Source organism: Saccharomonospora glauca K62 (genome assembly GCF_000243395.2).
In the GTDB taxonomy this organism is placed as follows: domain Bacteria; phylum Actinomycetota; class Actinomycetes; order Mycobacteriales; family Pseudonocardiaceae; genus Saccharomonospora; species Saccharomonospora glauca.
In genome coordinates, this window is record NZ_CM001484.1 from 967583 (window position 1) to 991826 (window position 24244).

Sequence of the window (24244 nt, forward strand, 5' to 3'; positions counted from 1 at the left end):
ACGTTCAATGGAGGAGCCCTGATGACCGAACGGCGGGGCCGCACCCTGGCGGAAAAGGTGTGGGACGCACACATAGTGCGTCGAGGCGACGGCGCCGAACCGGACCTGCTCTACATCGACCTGCACCTCGTTCACGAGGTCACCAGCCCGCAGGCCTTCGACGGGCTGCGGCTCGCGGGTCGGAAGGTGCGGCGCCCCGACCTCACGATCGCCACCGAGGACCACAACGTGCCCACCGTGGGCATTGAACTCCCGATCGCCGACCCGGTGTCGCGGACCCAGGTGGAGACGCTCCGGCGCAACTGCGAGGAGTTCGGTATCCGGCTTCATCCGATGGGGGACGACGAACAGGGCATCGTCCACGTCATCGGTCCGCAGCTCGGCCTCACACAGCCCGGCATGACCGTGGTGTGCGGTGACAGCCACACCTCGACCCACGGTGCCTTCGGCGCGATGGCGTTCGGAATCGGCACCTCCGAGGTGGAACACGTGCTGGCCACGCAGACGCTGCCGCTGCGTCCCTTCAAGACGATGGCCATCAACGTGGAGGGGGAGCTGCGTCCGGGGGTCACGGCCAAGGACATCATCCTCGCCGTGATCGCGAAGATCGGCACCGGCGGTGGCCAGGGTTACGTGCTGGAGTACCGCGGCAGCGCCATCGAGTCGCTGTCGATGGAAGCGCGCATGACCATCTGCAACATGTCCATCGAGGCGGGCGCCAGGGCGGGCATGATCGCGCCCGACGAGACGACCTTCGCGTACCTGAAGGACCGCCCGCACGCCCCGAAGGGAGCAGAGTGGGACGCCGCCGTCGCCGAGTGGCGTGAACTGCGCACCGACGACGACGCCGTGTTCGATGCCGAGGTCCACCTGGACGCCTCGGAACTGACCCCCTTCGTCACCTGGGGCACGAACCCCGGCCAGGGTCTGCCGCTGTCGGAGTCGGTGCCCGACCCCGCGCAGATCGCCGACGAGAACGAGCGTCTGGCCGCGGAGAAGGCCCTGTCCTATATGGATCTGACCCCCGGAACCCCGCTGCGGGACATCGCCGTGGACACCGTCTTCCTCGGGTCGTGCACCAACGGGCGCCTGGAGGACCTGCGGGCCGCCGCCGAGGTGCTGCGGGGCCGGAAGGTGGCCGACGGGGTGCGCATGCTCGTGGTGCCCGGCTCGATGCGAGTGCGGCAGGCCGCCGAGGCGGAGGGGCTGCACGAGGTCTTCACCGAGGCGGGCGCCGAGTGGCGAGCGGCGGGCTGCTCGATGTGCCTGGGCATGAACCCCGACCAACTCAAGCCGGGGGAGCGCAGCGCCTCGACCTCCAACCGCAACTTCGAGGGCAGGCAGGGCAAGGGCGGCCGGACCCACCTGGTGTCGCCGCTCGTGGCCGCCGCCACCGCCGTGCGGGGCACCCTGTCCTCGCCCGAGGACCTCGACTGACTTCCCGGCCACGAACCACCGACGAGGAGCACATGTCATGGAACCGTTCACCACACACACCGGCGTCGGGGTTCCCCTGCGCAGGTCTAACGTGGACACTGACCAGATCATCCCGGCCGTCTACCTCAAGCGCGTGTCCCGGACCGGCTTCGAGGACGGCTTGTTCGCGGGCTGGCGGTCCGACGAGCAGTTCATCCTGAACCGCGAGCCCTACAACCGGGGCTCCGTGCTCGTGGCGGGCCCCGATTTCGGCACCGGGTCGTCGCGTGAGCACGCGGTGTGGGCGCTGATGGACTACGGCTTCCGGGTCGTCATCTCCTCCCGCTTCGCCGACATCTTCCGCGGCAACTCGGGCAAGCAGGGGCTGCTCACGGCGCAGTGCGAGCAGGCGGACGTCGAGCAGTTGTGGAAGCTGCTGGAGAACGAGCCCGGCACCGAGGTGTCCGTCGACCTCCGTGAGAAGACGGTGCGGGCAAAAGACTTCGTCACCCGTTTCGACATCGACGACTACACGCGTTGGCGGTTGCTGGAGGGGCTCGACGACATCGCGCTGACCCTGCGGCACGCGGACGACATCACGGCGTTCGAGAAGCGGCGTCCGTCGCACAAACCCGTCACCACTCCGAGGTAGAACTGCGGCCCCGGATTCCTCCGCCATCGCAAGGGGAATCCGGGGCTCGTACCCGGTCGCGAGAACCGGTCCCTCATCACACCGAACGGCACGCGAAACGGGCTCCGGAGGGCCCGTGGAGGCGTAACGGCGCACACGATAAGGAAAAAATCCGCGTGCCGTTTGGAATTTGTGCTGCGTTGGTAATACCGTGTGCGCATGTCGGCCGGTGTGGCCGGGTAACACGTAGTTCTTCTTGGAGGACTGGAATGGCCAACAAGGCCCAACTCATCGAAGCTCTCTCAGAGCGCTTGGGCGACAAGAAGGTCGCGGCGCAGGCTGTCGACAACCTCGTCGACATCATCATCCGTACGGTCCATAAGGGCGAGAAGGTCAACATCACCGGTTTCGGTGTGTTCGAGAAGCGTGCTCGTGCCGCACGTACCGCCAGGAACCCGCGCACCGGCGAGACCGTGCGTGTGAAGAAGACCAATGTTCCCGCCTTCCGTGCGGGCACGACATTCAAGGACGTGGTGAGCGGAGCCAAGAAGCTGCCGAAGGCAACCACCAAGCGCAGCACGGCTTCCACCTCGCGGACCTCCTCGACCTCGTCGAGGACGGCCGCCACGCGCCCCACTTCCACACGCACCACCACGAGCCGCACGCGTAGCACCACGGGTACCACGGCTCGTGCCACGTCGGCTCGTTCGACCAAGGCGACGACGGCCAAGAGCACCGCCAAGAGCACGGCGAGCAAGACGGCGCCGAAGACCACCACGAGGACGACGAAGGCGACCGCCACCAAGACGGCGCCGAAGACCACCGCCAAGTCGACCACCAAGTCGGCTTCCACGCGGTCTACCGCCACGAAGACGACCAAGCCGAAGACCACCGCGAAGACGACGAAGTCGGCGAGCAAGACGACTCCGGCGAAGTCCACGACGAAGACCAGCACCACGAAGGCGCCGAAGACCACCGCCAAGACCTCCACGCGGTCGACGGCGAAGAAGGCGCCTGCCAAGACCACGAAGGCGGCCGCGAAGACGACGACGCGGACCACCGCGCGGGCGACGGCGCGCGCCACGTCGCCGGCGAAGAGGACCACGCGGAAGAGCGCGAAGTAAAACCGGACGCCGCACCCCGCGGCGTCCGGTTCTTTCGGCGGGGCTCCCGAGCTCGCGGTCGGGGAGCCCTGCCGTGGGAAGTCAGGACGGTGTGGGCAACGCGCTGGGCAGGTAGTGCGCGGCCACGAGCCGCGGCGTCTCCCGCCGAGTGTCGAAGGACAAAACCCACACCGAGCCCTTCTTACTGGGCACCTCTCCGGTGAGTTTCCGGGTCAGCGTGACCTCGTCCCGTCGCGCCAGAGCGTCCAGCAGGCCGGGGATGACACCGCCTTGGCTGCACACGACCGCGGTGCGATGCGAGCCCGCGATGGACAGCAGTGACTGGACCCCGGCCTCGGGGTCCTTCCGGTACGACTCCTCCGACAGCATCGGGTCGAGCCGCACGTCGTCGCCGAGGTCCTCCGCCACACCGCGTACCGTCTGCACACAACGCAGGCGTGGCGCCGAGTACACGACTTCGGGGTGAAACGCGTGGAGCAGTGGTCGTAGCGCCGAGGCCTGCCGTCGCCCCGAGTCCGAGAGCGGACGCAGGTCGTCGTCGCCCGACCAGTCGTCCCGGTTACCCGCCTTCGCGTGGCGGACCAGCAGCACGGTGGCGGTGTCGATCAGGAGTTTCTCGGCCCGCGAGCACACGTCGCGGTCGCCTTCGTAAGTGAGCAGCGACCGCGCTTCGGGTACCGGCAACCACCGGAGCTCGTCCACTTCCTCATTCGGAGCGAACTCCCCCGAAACCGGCTTCGCCGTGAAGTAGTCCACAGTTTTCGGCGAGCCGTTCACGCTGTATTCGACGGTGGTGAGAAAGCTTCCGAGAACGGCGTTGTAGCCCGTTTCCTCGGTCAGCTCTCGTACGGCGGCGACGGGAGCGGTCTCTCCGGGGTCGAGTTTGCCTTTCGGCAGTGACCAGTCGTCGTAGTGCGGCCGGTGCACGACCGCGATCTCGTTGCCCGCGGGGCCACTGCGCCACAGCACTGCCCCCGCGGCCTTCACGATCTTGTTCACCCTGTGGCTCCGTGCCTGCGCAGCATTTCCATCTGGTGGTCGCGGACCTGCCCGCTGTCCGTCGGAGAGGGTACCCATTCGCCACTCGGGCGTAGGACCCAGCACCGGGTCATGGGGTCCAACGCGGAGTCCAGCAGCGCGTCGAGCTGCGCGGTGAGGCGTGGGTCGGACACCCTCACCAGTGCCTCGATCCGACGGTCGAGGTTGCGGTGCATGATGTCGGCGCTGCCGATCCAGTGGGTGCCGGCTCCCCGGAAGTGGAAGACGCGGGAGTGTTCGAGGAAACGTCCGAGGATCGAGCGCACCCGGATGTTCTCGCTCAACCCCGGAACACCGGGCTTGAGCGAGCAGATGCCCCGCACCACCACGTCCACGTCGACCCCGGCCTGGGAGGCGCGGTAGAGCCCGTCGATGACTTGCTCGTCGACGAGCGAGTTGCACTTGATCCGCACCCCGGCCGGTTTGCCCGCCTTGGCGAGCGAGATCTCGTTCTCGATGAAGTTCAGCAGCCCGCGACGGATGCCGTTGGGGGACGTGAGGATGTTGCGGTAGGTCTGTTGGCGGGAGTAGCCGGTGAGGACGTTGAACAGGTCGGTCAGGTCGGCGCCGACGTCGGGGTCGGCGGTGAACAGCCCGAGGTCCTCGTACAGTCGCGCGGTCTTGGGGTTGTAGTTCCCGCTGCCCACGTGGCAGTAGCGACGAATCGTGGAGCCTTCCTGCCGCACCACCAGGGCGATCTTGCAGTGCGTCTTGAGGCCGACGAGTCCGTACACCACGTGCACCCCGGCGCGTTCCAGCGTGCGGGCCCACGTGATGTTGGCCTGCTCGTCGAACCGGGCCTTGATCTCGACCAGCGCCACGACCTGTTTGCCGCGTTCGGCGGCCTCGATCAACGCGTCCACGATGGGGGACTCGCCGGACGTGCCCGACGTGCGGTACAGCGTTTGCTTGATGGCCAGCACCTTGTCGTCGGCGGCGGCCTGCTCGATGAACCGCTGCACGCTCGTGGAGAACGAGTGGTAGGGGTGGTGCACCAGCACGTCGCCCTCGCGCAGCGTCGCGAACACGCTCTTGGGCGTCTCGCGCTCCCCGAACGCGGGGTGGGTGGCGGGGACGAACGGCGGGTCCTTGAGTTCCTTGCGGTTCAGCGAGTGGAGCTGGTGCAAACAGCTCAGGTCGAGCAGACCGGGGACCTCCACGACGTCCTGCGGGTCGACCTCCAATTCGCGCAGCAGGAGTTCGAGCACGTGCTCGCTCATGTCGTGGGCGACCTCCAGCCGCACCGGAGGGCCGAATCGACGTTGCGCGAGCTCCCGTTCGAGCGCCTGCAACAGGTCCTCGTCGCGGTCCTCCTCCACCTCGAAGTCGGCGTTGCGGGTGACCCGGAACACGTGGTGCTCGCTCACCTGCATGCCGCTGAACAACTCGTCGAGGTGTGCGGCGATGAGTTCCTCCAGCGGCAGGAACGTCGCGGTGCGACTGTCCCGGCTCTGCTCGATGCGCACGAGGCGGGGCACGTTGTTGGGCACCTTCACCCTGGCGAAGCGCTCGGTCCCGTCACTGGGGTCGCGGACGGTGACGGCGAGGTTGAGCGACAGCCCGGAGATGTAGGGGAAGGGGTGAGCGGGGTCGACGGCCAGGGGAGTGAGGACGGGAAAGATCTGCTGGGTGAAGTACTCGGACAGCCTGGCCCGGTCGGCCTCACCCAGGTCCGACCAGGCGACGATGCGGATGCCCGCTTCGGCGAGCGCGGGGCGTACCCCGTTCTCGAAGGCCTGCGCGTGCCGTTTGACCAGCTCGGCGTTGCGCGCGGCCACGTAGGTGAGCTGCTCGCTGGGGGTGAGTCCGTCGGCGCTGCGCACGGTGAGGCCCGTCTGCTCGCGGCGCTTCAGGCCCGCGACCCTGACCATGTAGAACTCGTCCAGATTGGACGCGAAGATGGCGAGGAACTTCGCGCGTTCCAGCAGCGGTTGCGAGGGGTCCTCGGCGAGGGCGAGCACTCGGGCGTTGAAGTCCTGCCACGAGAGTTCGCGGTTGAAGTACCGGTCGTCGGGTAATTCGTTCGGGGAACCGCCGCTGCGGGTCGCGGCCGGCGGGGCGGACGGCACGGAGCCGAAGTCCCGGTGTCGGTCGCCGGTTCGGGGTGGCGGGGAGGTGACGGCGGGACGACGTCCGGGGTCGTCGAGGCTCGCGCGCTCGCCGGGCCGCGAGTCGCCGGTCTCGGAGGTCTGGGTCTCGTCGTTCACACGGCCATTGTCCCCCATAAGGGGAGGTCATGACGCTTTCGCAGAAGGGCGTCACAGTCCGTGGGAGGTTTCCTCGGGACCTTCAGGACAGCAGGCAGGTCCGGTCGAGCACCGTCCGGGTGCGATCGCCGAGTCCCAGCAGGCGGGCGTGGTCGAGGTCCTCGGGGGTGTCGACGTCACTGCGCAGCGACGGCAGGGCCGCCGTCAGCGGCTTCGCGCCCGAGAGCGCGTGCGCGTAGGCCGAGTCGGTTCCGAACCGGGGGCGCAGGCGTTCGCCGGGCGGTGCCAGCAACAGCGTGGTTCCGGTGCCGTGCCGGTCGGCGACGAACGCGCGTTGTCCGTCCGCCTCGGAGATGGCCTCGGTGAGTTCGCGTGGCCGCAGCGCGGGCAGATCGGCCTGAAGGGCGCCGATCACGGCGTTCGGGTCGTCGGCCCGCAGCAGTCGCTCCCCGGCGCGTAGCGCCGCGTTCAGGCTGTCGTGGGGACCGTCGTCGTCGGACGGGACGTCGAGGCCGTGCTCGTCCACGACCTCCACGTCCAGTTCCCGCAGCCGGTCCAGGGCCGCCGGATCGGAGCCGACCACCAGCACCCGGCCGACACCGGCCGCGGCGGTCGCCGCGCTCAGCGTGTCGAACGCGAGTGCGAGTACCAGGTCGGTATGGGAGTATTCGCAGTCCGTGTCCGCGAACACGCCGCGCAGCCGGGATTTGCCCAGGCTCGGCCTCTTCAACGGCACGATCAGATCGACAGCCACGCCACCATCATTACCTCAAAAACACACGGGGCGGCCCGTGGTGGACGCCCCTCCCGTCGGCGTGCGGCGGCTCGTGGCAGGATCGACGGGACCGATGGGACACCCGCCGGACGGTTCGGGGAGAGCTTGGGAGGAACAGCCTTGGCGGATCGCGAGAAGGGTGGTTTCTGGGTCGGCGCGGCCGCGGCCCTGTTCTACCCGCTGACCTGGCTGGGCCGGAGCGTGTACCACAACGCCGAACGTATCCCGCGAAACGGTCCCGTCCTGATCGTGATGAACCACATCTCGCACCTCGATCCCGCGGTGGACGCCGTGTTCGTGCACCGCAACAAGCGGGTGCCACGGTTCATGGCCAAGGACAGCCTGTTCCGGCTGCCGATCTTCGGCAAGATCATCGCCGGTTCGGGCGGCATCCCCGTGTACCGCGGCTCCAGCGACGCGGGCGACAGCCTGCGGGCGGCGCACCAGACCCTGCGCGAGGGCAAGGTGGTGGTCATCTATCCCGAGGGGACGATCACGAAGGACCCGCAGGGCTGGCCGAAGCGTGCCTACACGGGGGTGGCGAGGCTCGCGCTCGACAACGACGTGCCGGTGCTCCCCATCGCTCGGTGGGGTACGCAGCAGATTTGGAACGGTTACACGAAGAAGTTCCGCCCGTTCCCCCGCAAGACCGTGGTGCATTCCGTCGGTGAGCCCATCGACCTGTCGGCGTACCGCGAGAAGGAACGCACCCAGGCACTGTTGCGTGAGGTCACCGAACTGATCATGGATCGAGTGCTGGAACAGCTCGTCGAGATCCGGGGCGAGCAGCCCCCTTCGTCGACCGGTACGGAGTCGACCGGTACGGAGAGGCGCGACTGACGATGGCGGTGCAGCGTGTGGCCGTGCTGGGGGCGGGCTCGTGGGGTACGACGTTCGCGAAAGTCCTCGCGGACGCCGGGCGCGACGTGACGATCTGGGCTCGGAGGACCGAGGTCGCCGAGGAGATCCGTACCCGTCACACCAACTCGTCGTACCTGCCCGGTGTCGAGCTTCCCGACCGCATCACGGCGACCGCCGATCCCGCGGTCGCGTTGGCCGGCGCGGAGGCGGTGGTGCTGGCCGTGCCGAGCCAGAGCCTGCGCGAGAACCTCACCGCGTGGCGCGACCTGCTGCCCTCCGACGCGATCCTCGTCAACCTCGCCAAGGGGGTGGAGCTCGGCACCCTCAAGCGCATGAGCGAGGTCGTCTCCGACGTCACGGGGGTGAGGCCGGGCGACGTGGTGGTGGTCTCCGGTCCCAACCTCGCCAAGGAGATCGCGCAGCGGCAGCCCGCCGCGGCGGTGCTGGCGTGCGCCGACCACGATCGCGCCGTGGCGATCCAGGAAGCCAGCTTCAACTCGTACTTCCGCCCGTACACCAACACCGATGTCGTGGGCTGTGAGCTGGGCGGGGCGTGCAAAAACGTGATCGCGCTGAGCTGCGGCATGGCCGTGGGGCTGGGATTCGGCGCCAACACGGTGGCGACCCTGATCACCCGTGGGCTCGCCGAGACGGCTCGCCTCGGCTCGGCGCTCGGCGCGGACCCGCTCACGTTCGCCGGTCTCGCCGGTGTCGGCGACCTCGTGGCGACGTGCTCCTCCCCGCTGTCGCGCAATCGGACGTTCGGCGAGCGCATCGGACGCGGCGAGACGATGGAGGCAGCCAGGGCCGCTCAGGGCGGTCAGGTGGCCGAGGGCGTGAGTTCCTGCCGTTCGATCCGCGAATTGGCCAACCGGCTCGGCGTGGACATGCCCATCACGGACGCGATGTACCGCGTCTGCCACGAAGGTGTCGAGCCGGCCACGGTGGGCGCGGAGCTGCTGGGCCGTCGGCAGAAGCCCGAGTGGTCGTAGCGCGTTCGCGCTCGTTGTCAAATCGGTCCGAAGGCCGGTCCTTCGTTTGACGCGCACGCCCCTGTCTGTTTGCCTTGGGGCATGTCGGTCTTCGGTGCGTCGGACCCCGCGCTGCGGTGTGGTCGAGTAGTGCGCACCCTTGTGGGCTGTCGCTGTTGTCGCCGGTGATCCCGCGCCGCGCCTGAGACGAGGCGCTTCGGGCGCGAACCGTTCCGACCCGACCGTCCCCTTTCCCCGGCTTTTTCACGTCTTTACGAGGTTTCCCGCATGTTCGCCGTACCCGAGAACACGATCGCGCTCCCGCCCTCCGACCTGCTGACTCGCCACCCGGTGCGTACGGCGTTGGAGTTCGCCGCGGACCGAAGTCGCTGGCGCAACCTCCTTCGCTACGACCCCGACGAGCGGTTCGCCGTGCTGGTGGACACTGTCGGCGGCCACGAGGTGTGGCTGCTGAGCTGGCTGCCCGGCCAGCACACCGGAGTCCACGACCACGGTGCCACCACGGGGGCGTGGACCGTGGTGAGCGGGCGGCTCGTCGAGGAGGTGTACCGAGACCCCGGTACCTCATCGAGCGAGCCCGAACGGCACGTGGTGGCGGCGGGGCAGTCGCGGGTCTTCGGTCCGGGTTACTCCCACCGGGTGTCCAATCCGGGCCCCGACCCGGCGATCAGCGTGCACGTCTATCAGGACGGTGGCCGCACCGTGCGGCCGGTGGCCGGTCCGGAGGCCCGTGCGGAGACGTGCTCGGGGACGGTGATCCCTTCCGGCACGTAGTCCGCCGGGACGGGAGCGCCGAAGACGGTGCGCATGGGGAGAACTCCCGCCCACGTGGTGTGGGCGTCGCGGTCGGCGACGTCGAGCGAGGGGCCTCCGGTGCGCGTCTTCACCGACGCCTCGGCGAGGTCGAGCGCGAGGACCTGCGTGGCGGCCAGCTCCTTGCGGTCGGGGACGCGGGCGTAGTTCCACGAGCCGGGAGCGAGGTGCTCGCTGAGCACACGCAGGGCGTGGGTCTTCCGCTCCTCGTCGGTCACGGGCACGGCGCGGCCGTGGACCACCGCGCTGCGGTAGTTCATCGAGTGGTTGTTCAGCGAGCGCGCGTAGACGATGCCGTCGAGGAGCGAGGCGGTGACGCAGAGGTCGGTGCCCGCCGCGGCGGCGCGCAGGTTTCCCGAGCCGGTGGACCCGTGCAGGTAGAGCGCGTCGCCGTCCCTGCCGTGGGCGGTCGGCAGGACGACGGGTGAGCCGTTCAGGACGAGCCCGACGTGGCAGTACAGCGCCGAGTCCAGGATGTCGTACAGCGCCTCCCGGTCGTTGGTGTACCGCTGGGGCTTGCGGGTCGGTGTGGTGCGAGGGGTGGGGAACAACGGCGGCCGAGGGGACGAAGCTGTCATGCACCTCATCGTTCGACGAGCCAGTGGCATGATGGAATAGCCACTGTTTCATTGCTTCGAGATGCCACTTAGGGGAGGTCTCGTGGGGCACGGTGAGACCGCCCTGCCGGTGACGCTCGACCGCGATTCGGGGGTGCCCCTGGCGGTCCAGCTCGCCGACGCGTTGCGCGAGGCCGCTTCCGGCGGACACCTCAGGGGCGGTGACCGCCTGCCGTCCACTCGGGCGCTGGCGGCCAGTCTCGGCGTCAGCAGGACCGTCACCTCGGCGGCGTACGAGCAACTGCACGCCGAGGGGTGGATCGTGGGCAGGCACGGGTCCGGCACCTACGTCACCACGTCGCCGCCCGCGCCGGTGTCCCGTCGTCCCGTGGTCATGGGTCCCGACCACGTGTCGTCGCCGGACCTCGTGGCCCTGCTGCCGGGAATGCCGTGGGCCGAGGGCATCGACCGAGCCGCGTGGCGGCGGGCCTGGCGCGCGGCGGCGGACACCCCGCCGTCGGCGGTGGCCGAACGCGCCGGACTCGTCGCCTACCGGGCCGCCATCGCCGAGCACCTGCTGCGGCATCGGGGGCTCGACGTGGCGCCGAACTCTGTGCTCGCCACGGCGGGCACCACCGCCGCCGTCGTCGAACTCGCCGCGGCCCTGCTGCGTCCCGGTGACCTGGTCGCGGTGGAGGAGCCCGGTTATCAGCGGGCCGTGGAGGCGTTCCGGCGCGCGGGTGTTCGGGTGGTGCCCGTGGAGGTCGATTCGGAGGGGCTGCGACCGGACACGATCCCCGACGGCGTGCGTGTCGTCTACTGTTCACCGGCCCACCAATATCCGCTCGGGGGCCGTTTGAGCGCCGCCCGCAGGGTCGAACTCGTGGACCGCGCCCGCACCGACGGCTTTCTCGTCGTCGAGGACGACTACGACGGCGAACTGCGCTACGACGTCGCACCGCTGCCGCTGCTGGCCGCGCTCGCGCCCGACGTCGTCGTCCACCTCGGCACCACCAGCAAGATCCTCACCCCCACCCTCGGCGTGGGGTGGATGGTGGCGCCCCCCGGTGTCACCGCCGCGGTGCTCGCCTACCGGGAGGACGCGGGGACCCGAGCCTCGCCGGCGGGGCAGCAGGTGTTCGTGGAACTCGCCCGGCACGGCGACCTCGGACGGCATTTGCGCAGACTGCGCAGGGAACTGTCGGAACGCCGTTCCGGGCTCGTCACCGCGTTGCGGGAGGCGGACGTACCCGTGCTCGGTGACGACGCGGGTGCTCATCTCGTGGTGCCGCTGGAGTCCGCGGACGAGGAACGACGACGACTGGCGCTCGCACGGGAACGTGGATTGCTGCTCGACGGATTGGCCCGGCACTTCGCGGGCATTCCCACCAGCGCGGGCATCGCCGTCGGATACGCGGGATGCTCGCGTGAGACGTTGCAGGACGTGCTCGGGGTGCTCGTCGACGTGCTCCGACTAACCCGAAGGTAGGGTTTTCGCCCATGAGTAGCCGCAAGACCCGAGTGGCCGTCGTCTTCGGCGGTCGAAGCACCGAACACACCATCTCCTGTGTGTCGGCGGGCAGCATCCTGGCGAACCTCGACCAAGACCGGTTCGAGGTCGTGCCCGTCGGTGTCACACGCACCGGTGCGTGGGTGCTCGGTACGACCGACTACGAGACGCTGCGCATTCGGGGCAGGCAACTGCCCGCCGTCGAGGACGGAGCGGCCCTGGTGCTGGCCGGAGACCCCACGACGGGCGGTCTTCTGAGTCTCGAACCGGGCCAGCACGCCGAGGTGTTGTCCGCGGTGGACGTGGTGTTCCCCGTACTGCACGGGGCTTTCGGTGAGGACGGCACCATCCAAGGGCTGCTGGAGCTGGCCGATCTGCCGTACGTCGGGGCGGGCGTGTTCGCCAGCGCGGCGGCGATGGACAAGGAGTACGCCAAGAAGCTGCTCGCGGCCGAGGGGCTGGAGGTCGGCCGCTACGCCGTCGTCCGGCGGGGACAGCGGACGCTGCCCGCCGAGGAACGGGAACGGCTCGGTCTTCCCGTCTTCGTCAAGCCCGCCCGCGCGGGCTCGTCCATCGGCATCTCGCGGGTCACCGACTGGTCGCAACTGGACGAGGCCATCGCGCTCGCCCGTGAGACGGACCCCAAGGTGCTCGTGGAGGCCGAGACCCCCGGTCGCGAGGTCGAGTGCGGTGTGCTGGAGTTCCCCGACGGTCGGGTCGAGGCCTCGTTGCCCGCGGAGATCCGGGTGCTGTCGGACGAGGAGGACGCCTGGTACGACTTCGAGACCAAGTACCTCGGCGAGGACGCCGAACTCGACATTCCCGCGAAGCTCGACGACACGGTCACCGAACGCCTGCGTGAGGCCGCCGTGCGCGCGTTCGGCGCGCTCGACTGCCAAGGGCTCGCCAGGGTGGACTTCTTCGTGGGCGAGGACGGCACGTTGACCGTCAACGAGGTCAACACGATGCCCGGCTTCACGGCCACGTCGGCCTACCCGAAGATGTGGGAGGTCACCGGCATCGACTACTCGACGCTGCTGACCACGCTCATCGAGACCGCGATCGCTCGCGGAACGGGACTGCGCTGAGCGCCGACGCGGTCGAGCGGCGACCGCGTCGGCTCACTCGAAGTCCAGCGGTACGGCGGGCAGCACGTCGGCGACCGTCTCGGAGAGCTGCTGCAATGGGCCGGTGCCCGCGGTCTGTGGCACCGTCAGCGCGATGTAGACGTCGCGATCGACCACGTACCAGGTCGTACTCGCTTCTCCCGGCACGGGCAGCCACTGGACACCGTCGATCGAGCGCAGCGTCGACGATCGCGTCAGCTCCGGTGGCCGGTCCAGGCCACAGCGCAGCACGACGGGCTCCCCGTGACCCCATGCGAGCGTGGCGGGCGGTGCGGGTTCGGCGAGTTCCCGGCGGGCGAGTCGTTCGCCGGAGGACTCCAGTTCAAGTGGCGCGGCCTCGACGAGACTCGTACATTCGGACGAACCCGACTGGGGGGCGGGAATGGAGACGAGCGGAAGCGGGCCGGACGCGTCGGGCCCGTCCTTGTCGGAAGCGTCACGATCGGGCTCGCCCGGCGACAGGACGAAACCCAGTACCGCGACCGTCACGGCCAGCGCCGTGGCGAGCACCGCGGCGAGGACGACGAGGCTCCGGGGCGGAGCACCGGTTTCGCTCACCACCCCACTACAACACAGCTCACAGATGCACCACGGGGCAGGTGAGGGTACGGGTGATGCCTTCCACGTTCTGTACGCGGGCGACCACGAGCTGCCCCAGTTCGTCCACGTTGTTGGCTTCCGCGCGGACGATGACGTCGTACGGCCCCGTGACGTCCTCCGACGTGGTGACGCCGGGGATACCGGCGATCTCGGCCGCCACGGCGGCGGCCTTGCCGACCTCGGTCTGGATGAGGATGTATGCGTGAACCACGGCGCTGTTCCCCTTCATGTCCGACGATGGCACGTCAAGGTAGGAATGTAGGCAGCAACGTACCGCAGACCTGCGACGATCGGGGGCGCGTCGGTCCAGGTTCCTTCCGCGGAGAGCGCGATGACCGGAGGTGTGTGTGGGAGACAGTCCCGCGTCCGGGGCGGACACCGTCGCGGCGATCGGTGAGTTCGGGCTGATCCGCCGGGTGACGGAGAACATGCCGCAGCCGTCGACGACCCTGCTCGGACCGGGCGACGACGCCGCCGTCGTGGCCGCGCCCGACGGCCGGGTGGTCGCCACCACCGACGCCCTCGTGGAGGGCGTGCACTTTCGACTGGACTGGTCCACGCCCGTCCAGGTGGGCCGCAAGGCGGTGGCCGTGAACCTCGCCGACATCGCCGCCATGGGCGCCGTGCCCACGTCGATCGTCGTCGCCCTGGCCTGCCCCTCCGACACCCCCACGGCCGTGGTGACCGAGTTGTTGGAGGGGGTGACCGCCGAGGCGGGCCGCGTCCATGCCGGAGTCGTGGGCGGGGACATGGTGCGCGCGGACCACATCATGATCAGCATCACGGCGCTCGGCGATCTCGGCGGTCGGCCGCCGGTCACGCGGTCCGGAGCGCGCCCCGGTGACGTCGTGGCCGTGTGCGGGCGACTCGGGTGGGCCTCCGCCGGACTCGCCGTGCTGAGTCGGGGTTTCCGCTCGCCGGTGAGCGTGGTGAACGCCCAACGCTGCCCCGATCCGCCGTACGCGGCGGGGCCCGCGGCGGCGCTCGCGGGAGCCACCGCGATGATCGACGTCTCGGACGGGCTGCTGGCGGACCTCGGGCACCTCGCCGAGTGCTCCGGCGTGGGCATCGACGTGCAAAGCGACCGGCTCACCGTGCCCGAGCGGTTGGTGGATGTGGGGGCCGCGCTGGGCGCGGACCCGATGCACTGGGTGCTCACCGGGGGAGAGGACCACGCGCTCGCGGCCACGTTCCGGTCGCTGTCGGACCTGCCCGAGGGTTGGTACCCGATCGGGTCGGTCGGCGCTTCCGAGAGCGGCGTCACAGTGGACGGTGTGCCGTACGACCGCGAGGCCGGCTGGCGGCACTGGAGTTGAGTCCTCACGCGGTCGGAAGCCCGACGGCACGCGCCATACTGGAGTCCGAGCGACGACGGCGGCAACGGTGCCGGAAAGAGTGTGAGGAGAGCCAGTGGACATCCGTACGGTGCCGTTCGACCATCCCGACGCGGTCAAGCTCATCGACGCGGTCCAGCAGGAGTACATCACCCGTTACGGTGATCCCGATGTGACTCCCGTCGACCCGGTGGAGTTCGCCCCGCCCAGGGGGCTCTTTCTCGTCGGCTACGTCGACGGCGCGCCCGCCGTGTGCGGTGGGTGGCGTGCGCACGACGTCGCGGAACCGCCGCTTCTCCCCGGCGACGCGGAGATGAAGCGGTTGTACGTGGTGCCCGCCTTCCGGGGGCGTGGACTGGCCCGGAGGATGCTCGCCGAGCTGGAGCGCACGGCCGTCGCCGCGGGCCGGAAGCGGATGGTGCTGGAGACGGGCGCCAAGCAGCCCGAGGCCATCGCCCTGTATCGCTCCTCCGGCTACGAGGACATGCCCGGTTTCGGTGTCTACGCGGGCGACGAGCTGAGCCTTTGCCTGTCAAAACCCCTCTGACACCGTGTCCGCAGCCCGCGTACGCGTGTCCGCAGAGCATGACCGCGTGTTCGCACTTCCCGTACGCTCCGTGGTAATCCCGCTGGGCTAAGCTGCCGAGTCGTGACCGCACGACCACTGCACGAGATCATGGACCCCGGCTGGGCGAAGGCGTTGGAGCCGGTCGCCGACCGGATCGCCGCGATGGGCGACTTCCTGCGCGCCGAGATCGCCGCGGGACGGACGTACCTGCCTTCCGGCGACAACATCCTTCGCGCGTTCCGCCAGCCGTTCGACGAGGTGCGAGCGCTGATCGTCGGTCAGGACCCGTATCCCACGCCGGGACACCCCATCGGACTGTCCTTCGCCGTGGCGCCCGACGTCCGGCCGCTGCCGAAGAGCCTCGTCAACATCTTCCGCGAGTACTGCGACGACCTCGGCTACCCGCCACCGTCCAACGGCGACCTGACACCGTGGGCGGAGCAGGGTGTCCTGCTGCTCAACAGGGCGCTCACCGTGCGTCCGGGGAAGCCGAACTCCCACCAGGGCAAGGGCTGGGAGGAGATCACCGAGCGGGCCATCGTGGCGCTGGTCGAACGCGACAAGCCGCTCGTGGCGATCCTGTGGGGCAGCAACGCGCGCAAGCTCAAGCCGTTGCTCGGCTCGGTGCCGTGCGTGGAGTCGGTGCACCCCAGCCCGCTGTCCGCACGCAACGGATTCTTCGGCTCCCGTCCGTTCAGCCGCGCCAACGCGCTGCTCGAACAGCAGGGCGCCGAGCCCATCGACTGGAAGCTGCCGTAGGAACCCGCACACGCCGAACGGCTCGGCGACCTTCCGGCCGCCGAGCCGTTCGCTCGGAAAGCTCTGGCTTCAGCCCCGGACGACCTTGCCCGCCTTCAGGCAGGAGGTGCACACGTTCAGGCGCTTCTTCTGGGAAAGTCCGACCCTAGCGTGCACGGTCTGGATGTTCGGGTTCCACCGGCGGTTGGTACGCCGGTGAGAGTGTGAGACCGACTTGCCGAAGCCCGGCCCCTTGCCACAGACGTCGCACACGGCAGCCACGTCGAACACTCCTCGAAAGATCGGTAACGAACCACCCGGCGGTACCGGGCAACTCGAACAGGGTAACTGGTGTGCACTTCCCCGGCTCATCGGGGTCGTTACCCTCGCTTCTGGCGATGCCTCGATACCGGCTTACGGAGGATAACGCGGGTGCGGCCCTCGGACGATTTGGACTCGGACGCGGTACGGCGATGGATCGACGTCTGCGTTCGTGACCTGCGCGCGTTGCGGGCCGAGATCGACGGCATCAACGTCTACCCGGTTGCCGACTCCGACACGGGCTCGAACCTGCTGCACACGATCACCGCTGCGCGGGAGGCGTTGGAGGGGACGGCCGTGCCGGGCGCGGGCGAGGCGTTGGCCGTCGCGGCCGAGGCCGCGGTGCACGCGGCGAAGGGGAACTCCGGCATCATCCTGTCGCAGGTCCTGCGCGGCATGGCGAGCTCGGCGGCCGGGGTCGACGTGCTCGACGGCGCCGCGCTCGCCACCGCGTTGCGTTCCGCCGACTCCGCCGCGACGAGGGCCGTGGCACGCCCGGTGGCGGGCACGATGCTGAGCGTCCTGCACGCCGTGTCCACTGCTCTCCCCGACGGCGACGGGGACACGGACGCCGCCGGGGTGGCCACGCTGGCCGCCAAGACGGCGGCCGAGGCACTCGCGAACACCCCGAACCAGTTGGCCGCGCTCGCCGTCGCCGGCGTGGTCGACGCGGGCGGGCGCGGGCTGGTGGCCGTGCTCGACGCCCTCGTGGAGACCCTCACGGGGCAGCGAACGTCGGTTCCCGTCCAGGTCACTTCCCACACGCACGCCGACGAGACCCCGGCGCCGCGCACGTGGGAGGTGATGTACCTGCTCACCGTCCCCGACCCCACGCCGGGTGAGCTGTCCGGACTGCGCAAGGCCCTGTCGGCCCTCGGTGACAGCGTCACGGTGGCGGAGGCGGGAGAACGGGAGTACGCGATCCACGTGCACTGTGCCGACATCGGTGCGGCGCTGGAGGCCGGACTCGACCACGGCAGGCCCCACCACGTACGGGTGGAGCCGCTGCTGACCCCCGGTCCCGCCGAACCCTCCGTCGCGGCGGCCGACCGTGCGGTGGTGGCCGTGGTGCACGGGCAGGCGTTGGCCGACCTCATCGGCGGCGAGGGCACCCCGGTTCTTGTGGTCGACGCCGACGGCGAGCCGAGCACCGAGGACCTCCTCACGCTCGTGACCGGGACGGCAGCCGCCCACGTCACCGTGTTGGCGGGCGGGGTGCGGTTGACCGCCGCCGCCGAGCGCGTCACCGGACACCCGATGCTGGAGGACCGGGACGTGGTGGTGGTGCCGTGTGCCTCGCCGGTGCAGGTCCTGGCCGCCCTCGCCGTCCACGACCCCGAACGCCGGGCCGGGGCCGACGTGGTCGCCATGGCCGAGGCCGCGGCCGCAACCCGACGCGGCGAGGTGGTGGTGGCCGCCGAGGACGCCATCACGTGGGTGGGTAGGGCCACCGCGGGGGACGCCGTGGGATTCATCGACGGCGAGGTGGTGCTCATCGAGCCCGGCGACGTCGAACGGCGAATCGAACGAGCCGCGACCGGTGTGCTCGACCGCATGCTCGCGGTGGGCGGGGAGCTGGTCACCGTCCTGGTGGGGGAGCACGCTCCCGACGGAATCACGGACGTCCTGGCCGAACACCTGCGCGCCGAGCGGCCCGATGTCGAACTGGTGTGCTATCCCGGTGGGCAGACCGATGCGGTGCTGCTGATGGGTGTGGAGTGACATGGCGGTGTTGGCGGACCGGCTCACGGACGTCGTGGGCGCACGGACGGCGAACGCGTTGGCGTCCGCGCTCGATCTGCACACTGTCGGCGACCTGCTGCGGCACTACCCGCGTCGCTACGCCCAGCGCGGTGAACTCACCGACATCGCGGGCCTGGAGATCGGCGAGCACGTCACCGTGCTCGCGCGCATCGAGAGCACCACGAAAAAGCCCATGCGCACCCGCAAGGGCTCCATCCTGGAAGTCACCATCACCGACGGCTCACGCCGGTTGACGTGCGCGTTCTTCGGCAACCAGACGTGGCGCGAACGCGAACTGCGGCCCGGCAGGACGGGACTGTTCGCGGGCAAGGTCACGGCGTTCCGCCGCTCGCTCCAGCTCGCCAACCCCGAGTACGAGCTGATCGACTCCGACTCGGACGACGGGCTGTCGACGGTGGACGACTTCCTCTCCCGGATCATCCCCGTGTATCCCGCGGCGCAGGGGCTGCCGTCGTGGCGGATCTCCAAGGCCGTGCACCAGACGCTGGAGATGCTCGACGCCGAACCCGACCCGCTGCCGGAATGGCTTCGCCGGGAACACGGCCTCCCCACGTTGTTCGAGGCCCTGCACGCCATCCACCGGCCCCGCAGCGACGCCGAGCTGCGCAGCGCGCGCATGCGACTCAAGTGGGACGAGGCGTTGGCGGTGCAGCTCGTGCTGGCGCAGCGGCGCCGGTCGACCGGGGGCAGGACCGCGCCCGCGTGTCCGCCGAAATCGGGCGGTATCGCCGAGGCGTTCGACGAGCGGTTGCCGTTCCGGCTCACCGAGGGGCAGCGCGAGGTCGGGGAGGCGATCAGCGCCGACCTGGCGGGTGAGCACCCCATGAACCGCCTGCTCCAGGGCGAGGTCGGCAGCGGCAAGACCGTCGTCGCGCTGCGGGCGATGTTGCAGGTGGTCGACGCGGGAAGGCAGGCGGCGCTGCTCGCGCCGACGGAGGTGCTGGCCGCGCAGCACGCCAGGTCGCTGCGGGAGTTGCTCGGCGATCTCGCGCGGGCCGGGGAGCTGGGTGGCGCGGAGCGCGCCACGCGCGTCACGCTGCTCACCGGGTCGCTGTCCGCGCGGCAGCGCAAACAGGCGTTGCTGGACGCGGCGAGCGGTGCGGCGGGCATCGTGGTGGGCACACACGCGCTGCTCGGCGAGCACGTGTCGTTCGCCGACCTGGCCCTTGTGGTGATCGACGAGCAGCACCGGTTCGGCGTCGAACAACGGGACGCGCTGCGCTCGCGGGCGGGCGAGGACATCAGCCCGCACGTGCTGGTGATGACCGCGACCCCCATCCCGAGGACGGTCGCCATGACCGTGTACGGCGACCTGGAGACGTCGTCGCTGCGGCAGCTTCCGTCCGGGCGTTCGCCGATCTCGACCACCGTGGTGCCCGCCGCGGAGAAGCCCGCGTGGCTCGAACGCGTGTGGCAGCGGCTGCGCGAGGAGGTCGCCGAGGGACATCAGGCCTACGTCGTGTGCCCCCGGATCGGCGACGAACCGCCGTCGGAGAAGACCGAACGTCCTCCCGTCGCGGTGCTCGACCTCGTGCCGGAGCTGGAGAACGGCCCGCTGGCGGGGTTGCGGATCGGCGTTCTGCACGGCCGGCTCCCCGGTGACGAGAAGGACGCGGTGATGCGTGCCTTCGCCGCCGGGGAGCTCGACGTCCTCGTGGCCACCACGGTGATCGAGGTCGGTGTCAACGTTCCCAACGCCACGGTGATGGTCATCATGGACGCCGACCGGTTCGGGGTCAGCCAGCTCCACCAGCTCCGGGGCCGGGTCGGCCGGGGGAACGTGCCGGGATTGTGCCTGTTGGTCACCGAGGCGCTCGAGGGGACGTCCGCTCGGGCGCGGCTCGCGGCCGTCGAATCGACCACCGACGGGTTCGAGCTGTCGAAGCTGGACCTGGAGTTGCGCCGGGAGGGGGACATCCTCGGCGCGGCACAGTCGGGCAAGCGTTCCGGGCTCAAGCTGTTGTCCCTGCTGCGGGACGAGGAGATCATCGCGCGGTCCCGCCGGGTGGCTCAGCGGGTGGTGGCGGCCGATCCGGAGCTCACCGAGCATCCGGGTCTCGCCGCGCTGGCCGCCGACATGATCGACGATGAGCGTGCGGAGTACCTGGAGAAAACCTGACCCGCCGTGTCCGCAGCCTGTGCACGCGTGTCCGCAGTCTGTGCACGGGTGTTCGCATCTCACGATGAGGAACGGGCACCAGTCGTCGCGTGAGGTGCGGACACGCGTACGTGAGGTGCGGACACGCGTGCATGAGGTGCGGACACGCCGTTCCGGGGTATCCACGGCGCGGAGCGCATGAGGCCCGTCACGGGCTGTTGATCTCCCTTTGAGCACGGCAACCGAGGTAACGTGCTCGCGACCGATCCATACGAGGAAGGAACGGGCATGTTCCGCAAGGTACTCGTCGCCAACCGTGGTGAGATCGCGATCCGAGCGTTCCGGGCAGCGTATGAATTGGGCGCGGGAACGGTCGCGGTGTTCCCCCACGAGGATCGAAACTCCCTTCATCGGCTGAAGGCCGACGAGGCGTACGAGATCGGGGAACCGGGCCATCCGGTGCGGGCGTACCTGTCGGTCGACGAGATCGTGGGGGCCGCCCAGCGGGCGGGGGCCGACGCGATCTACCCCGGATACGGCTTCCTCTCCGAGAACCCCGACCTCGCCCGCGCGTGCGCCGAGGCGGGAATCACCTTCATCGGCCCGAGCGCCGAGGTCCTGGAGCTGACGGGTAACAAGGCGCGGGCCGTGGCCGCCGCCCGCGAGGCGGGCGTGCCCGTACTCGGCTCGTCCCAACCTTCCTCCGATGTGGACACCCTCGTGGAGGCGGCCGAGGAACTCGGTTTCCCCCTGTTCGTCAAGGCCGTGGCGGGCGGCGGCGGTCGGGGCATGCGGCTGGTGCACGACCGTGCCTCGCTGCGGGAGTCGATCGAGGCCGCCGCTCGCGAGGCCGAGTCGGCGTTCGGCGATCCCACCGTGTTCCTGGAGAAGGCGGTGGTGGAGCCCCGGCACATCGAGGTGCAGATCCTCAGCGACGGCACGGGCGACGAGAACGGCGTCATCCACCTGTACGAGCGCGACTGCTCGGTGCAGCGCAGGCACCAGAAGGTGATCGAGCTGGCGCCGGCGCCGAACCTCGACCCGGAACTGCGGGAACGCATTTGTGCCGACGCCGTCCGCTTCGCCCGTCAGATCGGCTATCGCAACGCGGGCACGGTGGAGTTCCTCGTCGACCGGGACGGCAACCACGTCTTCATCGAGATGAACCCGCGCATCCAGGTGGAGCACACGGTGACCGAGGAGGTCACCGACGTCGACCTGGTGCAGGCGCAGATGCGGATCGCCGCGGGCGAGACGTTGAGCGACCTCGGCCTGTCGCAGGACACCGTGTACCTGCGGGGCGCGGCGCTGCAGTGCCGCATCACCACCGAGGACCCGGCCAACGGGTTCCGCCCGGACACCGGCATGATCAGCGCCTACCGCTCGCCGGGCGGGTCGGGCATCCGCCTCGACGGCGGCACCACGTTCGCGGGCACGGAGATCAGCGCGCACTTCGACTCCATGCTCGTCAAGCTCACCTGTCGAGGCCGCACGTTCGGCGCCGCCGTCGACAAGGCCCGGCGCGCGGTGGCGGAGTTCCGCATCCGGGGCGTGGCGACGAACATCCCGTTCCTCCAGGCCGTTCTCGACGACCCCGACTTCCGGGCCGGACGGGTCACCACGGCGTTCATCGAACAGCGCCCGCACCTGCTGACGGCACGGCACTCGGCCGACCGTGGCACGAGGCTGCTCACCTATCTCGCCGACGTGACCGTCAACAAGCCCCACGGTGAGCGGCCTCGGGTGATCGACCCGGTGAAGAAGCTGCCGTCCGTCCCGAAGGGGGAACCACCCGCCGGATCGAAGCAGAAGCTCACCGAACTCGGCCCCGAGGGATTCGCGCGGTGGCTGCGTTCGTCGCCGTACCTCGGCGTCACCGACACGACGTTCCGGGACGCCCACCAGTCGCTGCTGGCCACGCGCGTGCGGACCAAGGATCTGCTCGCGGTCGCCCCGGTGGTGGCGAAGACCCTGCCGCAACTGCTGTCGGTGGAGTGCTGGGGTGGAGCCACCTACGACGTGGCACTGCGGTTCCTCGCCGAGGACCCGTGGGAGCGGCTCGCCGCGTTGCGCGAGGCCATGCCCAACATCTGCCTCCAGATGCTGCTGCGGGGCCGCAACACCGTGGGATACACGCCGTATCCCACCGAAGTCACCGAGGCGTTCGTGGAGGAGGCCACCGCCACCGGCATCGACATCTTCCGCATCTTCGATGCCCTCAACGACGTCGAACAAATGCGTCCCGCCATCGACGCGGTGCGGGCCACGGGGACGGCGGTGGCGGAGGTGGCGCTCTGCTACACCTCCGACCTGTCGAACCCCGAGGAGAAGACCTACACGCTCGACTACTACCTCAAGCTCGCCGAACAAATCGTCGGTGCGGGCGCGCACGTCCTCGCCATCAAGGACATGGCCGGGTTGCTGCGAGCCCCCGCCGCGGCCAGGCTCGTGAGTGCGTTGCGCAAGGAGTTCGACCTGCCCGTGCACGTCCACACGCACGACACGGCGGGCGGTCAGCTCGCGACCTACCTCGCCGCGATCAACGCGGGAGCGGACGCCGTGGACGGTGCCGTGGCCTCGATGGCGGGCACCACGTCGCAGCCGTCGTTGTCGGCCCTCGTGGCCGCCACCGACCACTCCGACCGGCCGACCGGCCTCGACCTGGGCGCGGTGAGCGATCTCGAACCGTACTGGGAGGTCGTGCGCAAGATCTACGCGCCGTTCGAGGCCGGACTCGCCTCACCCACCGGCCGTGTGTACCACCACGAGATTCCGGGCGGGCAGTTGTCGAACCTGCGCACCCAGGCCGTGGCGCTCGGGCTGGGCGACCGGTTCGAGGAGATCGAGTCGATGTACGCGGCGGCCGACCGCATTCTCGGCCACCTCGTGAAGGTCACGCCATCGTCCAAGGTGGTGGGTGATCTCGCGCTGCACCTCGTGGGCGCGGGTGTCTCGCCGGAGGACTTCGAGGCCGACCCCGGCAAGTACGACATCCCCGACTCCGTCATCGGGTTCCTGCGCGGCGAGCTGGGTGACCCGCCCGGCGGCTGGCCCGAGCCGTTCCGCACCAAGGCGTTGGCGGGCAGGCCCGAGGCCAGGTCCATCGTGGAACTGTCGGACGACGACAGGCGGGCGCTCGCCGACGACCGCAGGGCGACGTTGAACCGGCTGTTGTTCCCCGGCCCGACGAAGGAGTTCGAGACTCACCGGCACGCCTACGGCGACACGAGCGTGTTGCCGAGCAAGGACTTCTTCTACGGGTTGCGGCCCGGCGAGGAGTACGCCGTCGACCTGGAACCGGGCGTTCGGCTGCTCATCGAGCTGGAGGCCATCGGTGAGGCGGACGAGCGCGGTATCCGCGTCGTCATGGCGTCGCTGAACGGACAATTGCGGCCCATCCAGGTCCGCGACCGTTCGGTGGCCAGCGACCTGCCCGCGAAGGAGAAGGCCGACAAGAACAACCCGAAGCATGTCGCGGCACCGTTCGCCGGTGTGGTGACGGCGACGGTGTCCGAGGGCGACACCGTCAAGGCGGGGGACACGGTGGCGACGATCGAGGCGATGAAGATGGAAGCCGCCATCACCGCACAGGAGAGTGGCCGGGTGGCACGCCTGGCCATCAACTCGGTGCAGCAGGTGGAGGGCGGCGACCTGCTGGTGGTGCTGGAGTAGCCGGTCCGTTCCGAGGCCACCGGCGGGTGCTCGGTGGCCTCGGAGACCGGTGCCGGTCCGGTCGGCCGACGTCGCCACGCAACGGAAAGGGCACCGAG

Annotated in this window: 21 protein-coding genes; 14 read left to right on the forward strand and 7 right to left on the reverse strand. The window is 69.8% G+C overall.

Annotation, left to right across the window (positions count from 1 at the left end):
• Window positions 1-21 precede the first annotated feature (21 nt).
• The 3 genes from leuC to SACGLDRAFT_RS04650 all read left to right on the forward strand — a co-directional run bounded on the left by leuC (window position 22) and on the right by SACGLDRAFT_RS04650 (window position 3171).
• Window positions 22-1437 carry a 3-isopropylmalate dehydratase large subunit gene (gene leuC / locus SACGLDRAFT_RS04640; protein ID WP_005462200.1) on the forward strand — a complete coding sequence of 472 codons (1416 nt, stop codon included), beginning with the start codon at window positions 22-24 and terminating at the stop codon, window positions 1435-1437.
• Window positions 1438-1474: 37 nt separating this feature from the next.
• Window positions 1475-2068 carry a 3-isopropylmalate dehydratase small subunit gene (leuD, locus tag SACGLDRAFT_RS04645; protein WP_005462201.1) on the forward strand — a complete coding sequence of 198 codons (594 nt, stop codon included), beginning with the start codon at window positions 1475-1477 and terminating at the stop codon, window positions 2066-2068.
• Window positions 2069-2316: 248 nt separating this feature from the next.
• Window positions 2317-3171, forward strand: coding sequence for an HU family DNA-binding protein (locus tag SACGLDRAFT_RS04650; RefSeq protein WP_005462202.1), 855 nt, complete (start codon window positions 2317-2319; stop codon window positions 3169-3171).
• 81 nt (window positions 3172-3252) lie between these two features.
• On the opposite strand, the gene SACGLDRAFT_RS04655 is transcribed toward SACGLDRAFT_RS04650, so the two are convergent.
• The 3 genes from SACGLDRAFT_RS04655 to cofC form a co-directional block, all read right to left on the reverse strand.
• The gene (locus tag SACGLDRAFT_RS04655; RefSeq protein WP_005462203.1) at window positions 3253-4170 is read right to left on the reverse strand and encodes an NUDIX hydrolase; all 918 of its coding nucleotides are present in this window, start codon (window positions 4168-4170) and stop codon (window positions 3253-3255) included.
• Window positions 4167-6434 carry an RNA degradosome polyphosphate kinase gene (locus SACGLDRAFT_RS04660; RefSeq protein ID WP_005462204.1) on the reverse strand — a complete coding sequence of 756 codons (2268 nt, stop codon included), beginning with the start codon at window positions 6432-6434 and terminating at the stop codon, window positions 4167-4169. The genes SACGLDRAFT_RS04655 and SACGLDRAFT_RS04660 overlap by 4 nt, the downstream gene beginning before the upstream one ends.
• A 64-nt stretch (window positions 6435-6498) precedes the next feature.
• Window positions 6499-7170, reverse strand: coding sequence for a 2-phospho-L-lactate guanylyltransferase (gene cofC / locus SACGLDRAFT_RS04665; RefSeq protein WP_005462206.1), 672 nt, complete (start codon window positions 7168-7170; stop codon window positions 6499-6501).
• Between the two features lie 141 nt (window positions 7171-7311).
• On the opposite strand from cofC, the gene SACGLDRAFT_RS04670 reads away from it, so the two are divergent.
• The 3 genes from SACGLDRAFT_RS04670 to SACGLDRAFT_RS04680 all read left to right on the forward strand — a co-directional run bounded on the left by SACGLDRAFT_RS04670 (window position 7312) and on the right by SACGLDRAFT_RS04680 (window position 9818).
• Window positions 7312-8031: a lysophospholipid acyltransferase family protein gene (locus tag SACGLDRAFT_RS04670; protein ID WP_005462207.1), complete on the forward strand. Its 720-nt coding sequence runs from the start codon at window positions 7312-7314 to the stop codon at window positions 8029-8031.
• 2 nt (window positions 8032-8033) lie between these two features.
• Complete coding sequence (locus SACGLDRAFT_RS04675) at window positions 8034-9044, forward strand: NAD(P)H-dependent glycerol-3-phosphate dehydrogenase (protein WP_005462208.1); 1011 nt, start codon at window positions 8034-8036, stop codon at window positions 9042-9044.
• 267 nt (window positions 9045-9311) lie between these two features.
• The gene (locus SACGLDRAFT_RS04680) at window positions 9312-9818 is read left to right on the forward strand and encodes a cysteine dioxygenase (RefSeq protein WP_005462209.1); all 507 of its coding nucleotides are present in this window, start codon (window positions 9312-9314) and stop codon (window positions 9816-9818) included.
• On the opposite strand, the gene SACGLDRAFT_RS04685 is transcribed toward SACGLDRAFT_RS04680, so the two are convergent.
• On the reverse strand, window positions 9728-10435 hold the full coding sequence (locus SACGLDRAFT_RS04685; protein ID WP_005462210.1) for a pyridoxamine 5'-phosphate oxidase family protein: 708 nt from the start codon (window positions 10433-10435) through the stop codon (window positions 9728-9730). The two genes, SACGLDRAFT_RS04680 and SACGLDRAFT_RS04685, sit on opposite strands and share 91 nt — an antisense overlap.
• Window positions 10436-10496: 61 nt before the next feature.
• On the opposite strand from SACGLDRAFT_RS04685, the gene pdxR reads away from it, so the two are divergent.
• On the forward strand, window positions 10497-11903 hold the full coding sequence (gene pdxR, locus SACGLDRAFT_RS04690) for a MocR-like pyridoxine biosynthesis transcription factor PdxR (protein ID WP_051036173.1): 1407 nt from the start codon (window positions 10497-10499) through the stop codon (window positions 11901-11903).
• Between the two features lie 11 nt (window positions 11904-11914).
• Window positions 11915-13012 (forward strand): D-alanine--D-alanine ligase family protein, encoded by a 1098-nt coding sequence (locus tag SACGLDRAFT_RS04695; protein WP_005462212.1) that lies wholly within the window; start codon window positions 11915-11917, stop codon window positions 13010-13012.
• 33 nt (window positions 13013-13045) lie between these two features.
• Here SACGLDRAFT_RS04695 and SACGLDRAFT_RS04700 read toward each other — a convergent pair whose 3' ends face one another.
• Window positions 13046-13612 carry a DUF3515 domain-containing protein gene (locus SACGLDRAFT_RS04700; RefSeq protein WP_005462213.1) on the reverse strand — a complete coding sequence of 189 codons (567 nt, stop codon included), beginning with the start codon at window positions 13610-13612 and terminating at the stop codon, window positions 13046-13048.
• 16 nt (window positions 13613-13628) lie between these two features.
• Window positions 13629-13862 (reverse strand): Lrp/AsnC ligand binding domain-containing protein, encoded by a 234-nt coding sequence (locus tag SACGLDRAFT_RS04705; RefSeq protein WP_040919592.1) that lies wholly within the window; start codon window positions 13860-13862, stop codon window positions 13629-13631.
• Between the two features lie 136 nt (window positions 13863-13998).
• Here SACGLDRAFT_RS04705 and SACGLDRAFT_RS04710 point away from each other — a divergent pair, with 136 nt between their 5' ends.
• The 3 genes from SACGLDRAFT_RS04710 to SACGLDRAFT_RS04720 all read left to right on the forward strand — a co-directional run bounded on the left by SACGLDRAFT_RS04710 (window position 13999) and on the right by SACGLDRAFT_RS04720 (window position 16312).
• A complete protein-coding gene (locus tag SACGLDRAFT_RS04710) occupies window positions 13999-14967 on the forward strand; it encodes a thiamine-phosphate kinase (protein WP_005462215.1) in 969 nt (322 codons plus the stop codon).
• Window positions 14968-15061: 94 nt separating this feature from the next.
• Entirely contained in the window at window positions 15062-15532 is a 471-nt protein-coding gene (locus SACGLDRAFT_RS04715; protein ID WP_005462217.1) for a GNAT family N-acetyltransferase, read from the forward strand.
• A gap of 102 nt (window positions 15533-15634) precedes the next feature.
• Window positions 15635-16312, forward strand: coding sequence for a uracil-DNA glycosylase (locus SACGLDRAFT_RS04720; RefSeq protein ID WP_005462219.1), 678 nt, complete (start codon window positions 15635-15637; stop codon window positions 16310-16312).
• 69 nt (window positions 16313-16381) lie between these two features.
• Here SACGLDRAFT_RS04720 and rpmB read toward each other — a convergent pair whose 3' ends face one another.
• Window positions 16382-16573, reverse strand: a complete 192-nt coding sequence (gene rpmB / locus SACGLDRAFT_RS04725) for a 50S ribosomal protein L28 (RefSeq protein ID WP_005462220.1) — start codon at window positions 16571-16573, stop codon at window positions 16382-16384.
• A 150-nt stretch (window positions 16574-16723) separates the two neighbouring features.
• Between rpmB and SACGLDRAFT_RS04730 the strand changes: the two genes are divergently transcribed.
• From SACGLDRAFT_RS04730 to SACGLDRAFT_RS04740, 3 genes are all read left to right on the forward strand, one after another.
• Window positions 16724-18334: a DAK2 domain-containing protein gene (locus SACGLDRAFT_RS04730; protein WP_005462221.1), complete on the forward strand. Its 1611-nt coding sequence runs from the start codon at window positions 16724-16726 to the stop codon at window positions 18332-18334.
• Between the two features lies 1 nt (window position 18335).
• The gene (gene recG, locus SACGLDRAFT_RS04735) at window positions 18336-20495 is read left to right on the forward strand and encodes an ATP-dependent DNA helicase RecG (RefSeq protein WP_005462222.1); all 2160 of its coding nucleotides are present in this window, start codon (window positions 18336-18338) and stop codon (window positions 20493-20495) included.
• A gap of 267 nt (window positions 20496-20762) precedes the next feature.
• Window positions 20763-24146 carry a pyruvate carboxylase gene (locus SACGLDRAFT_RS04740; RefSeq protein WP_005462223.1) on the forward strand — a complete coding sequence of 1128 codons (3384 nt, stop codon included), beginning with the start codon at window positions 20763-20765 and terminating at the stop codon, window positions 24144-24146.
• Window positions 24147-24244 lie beyond the last annotated feature (98 nt).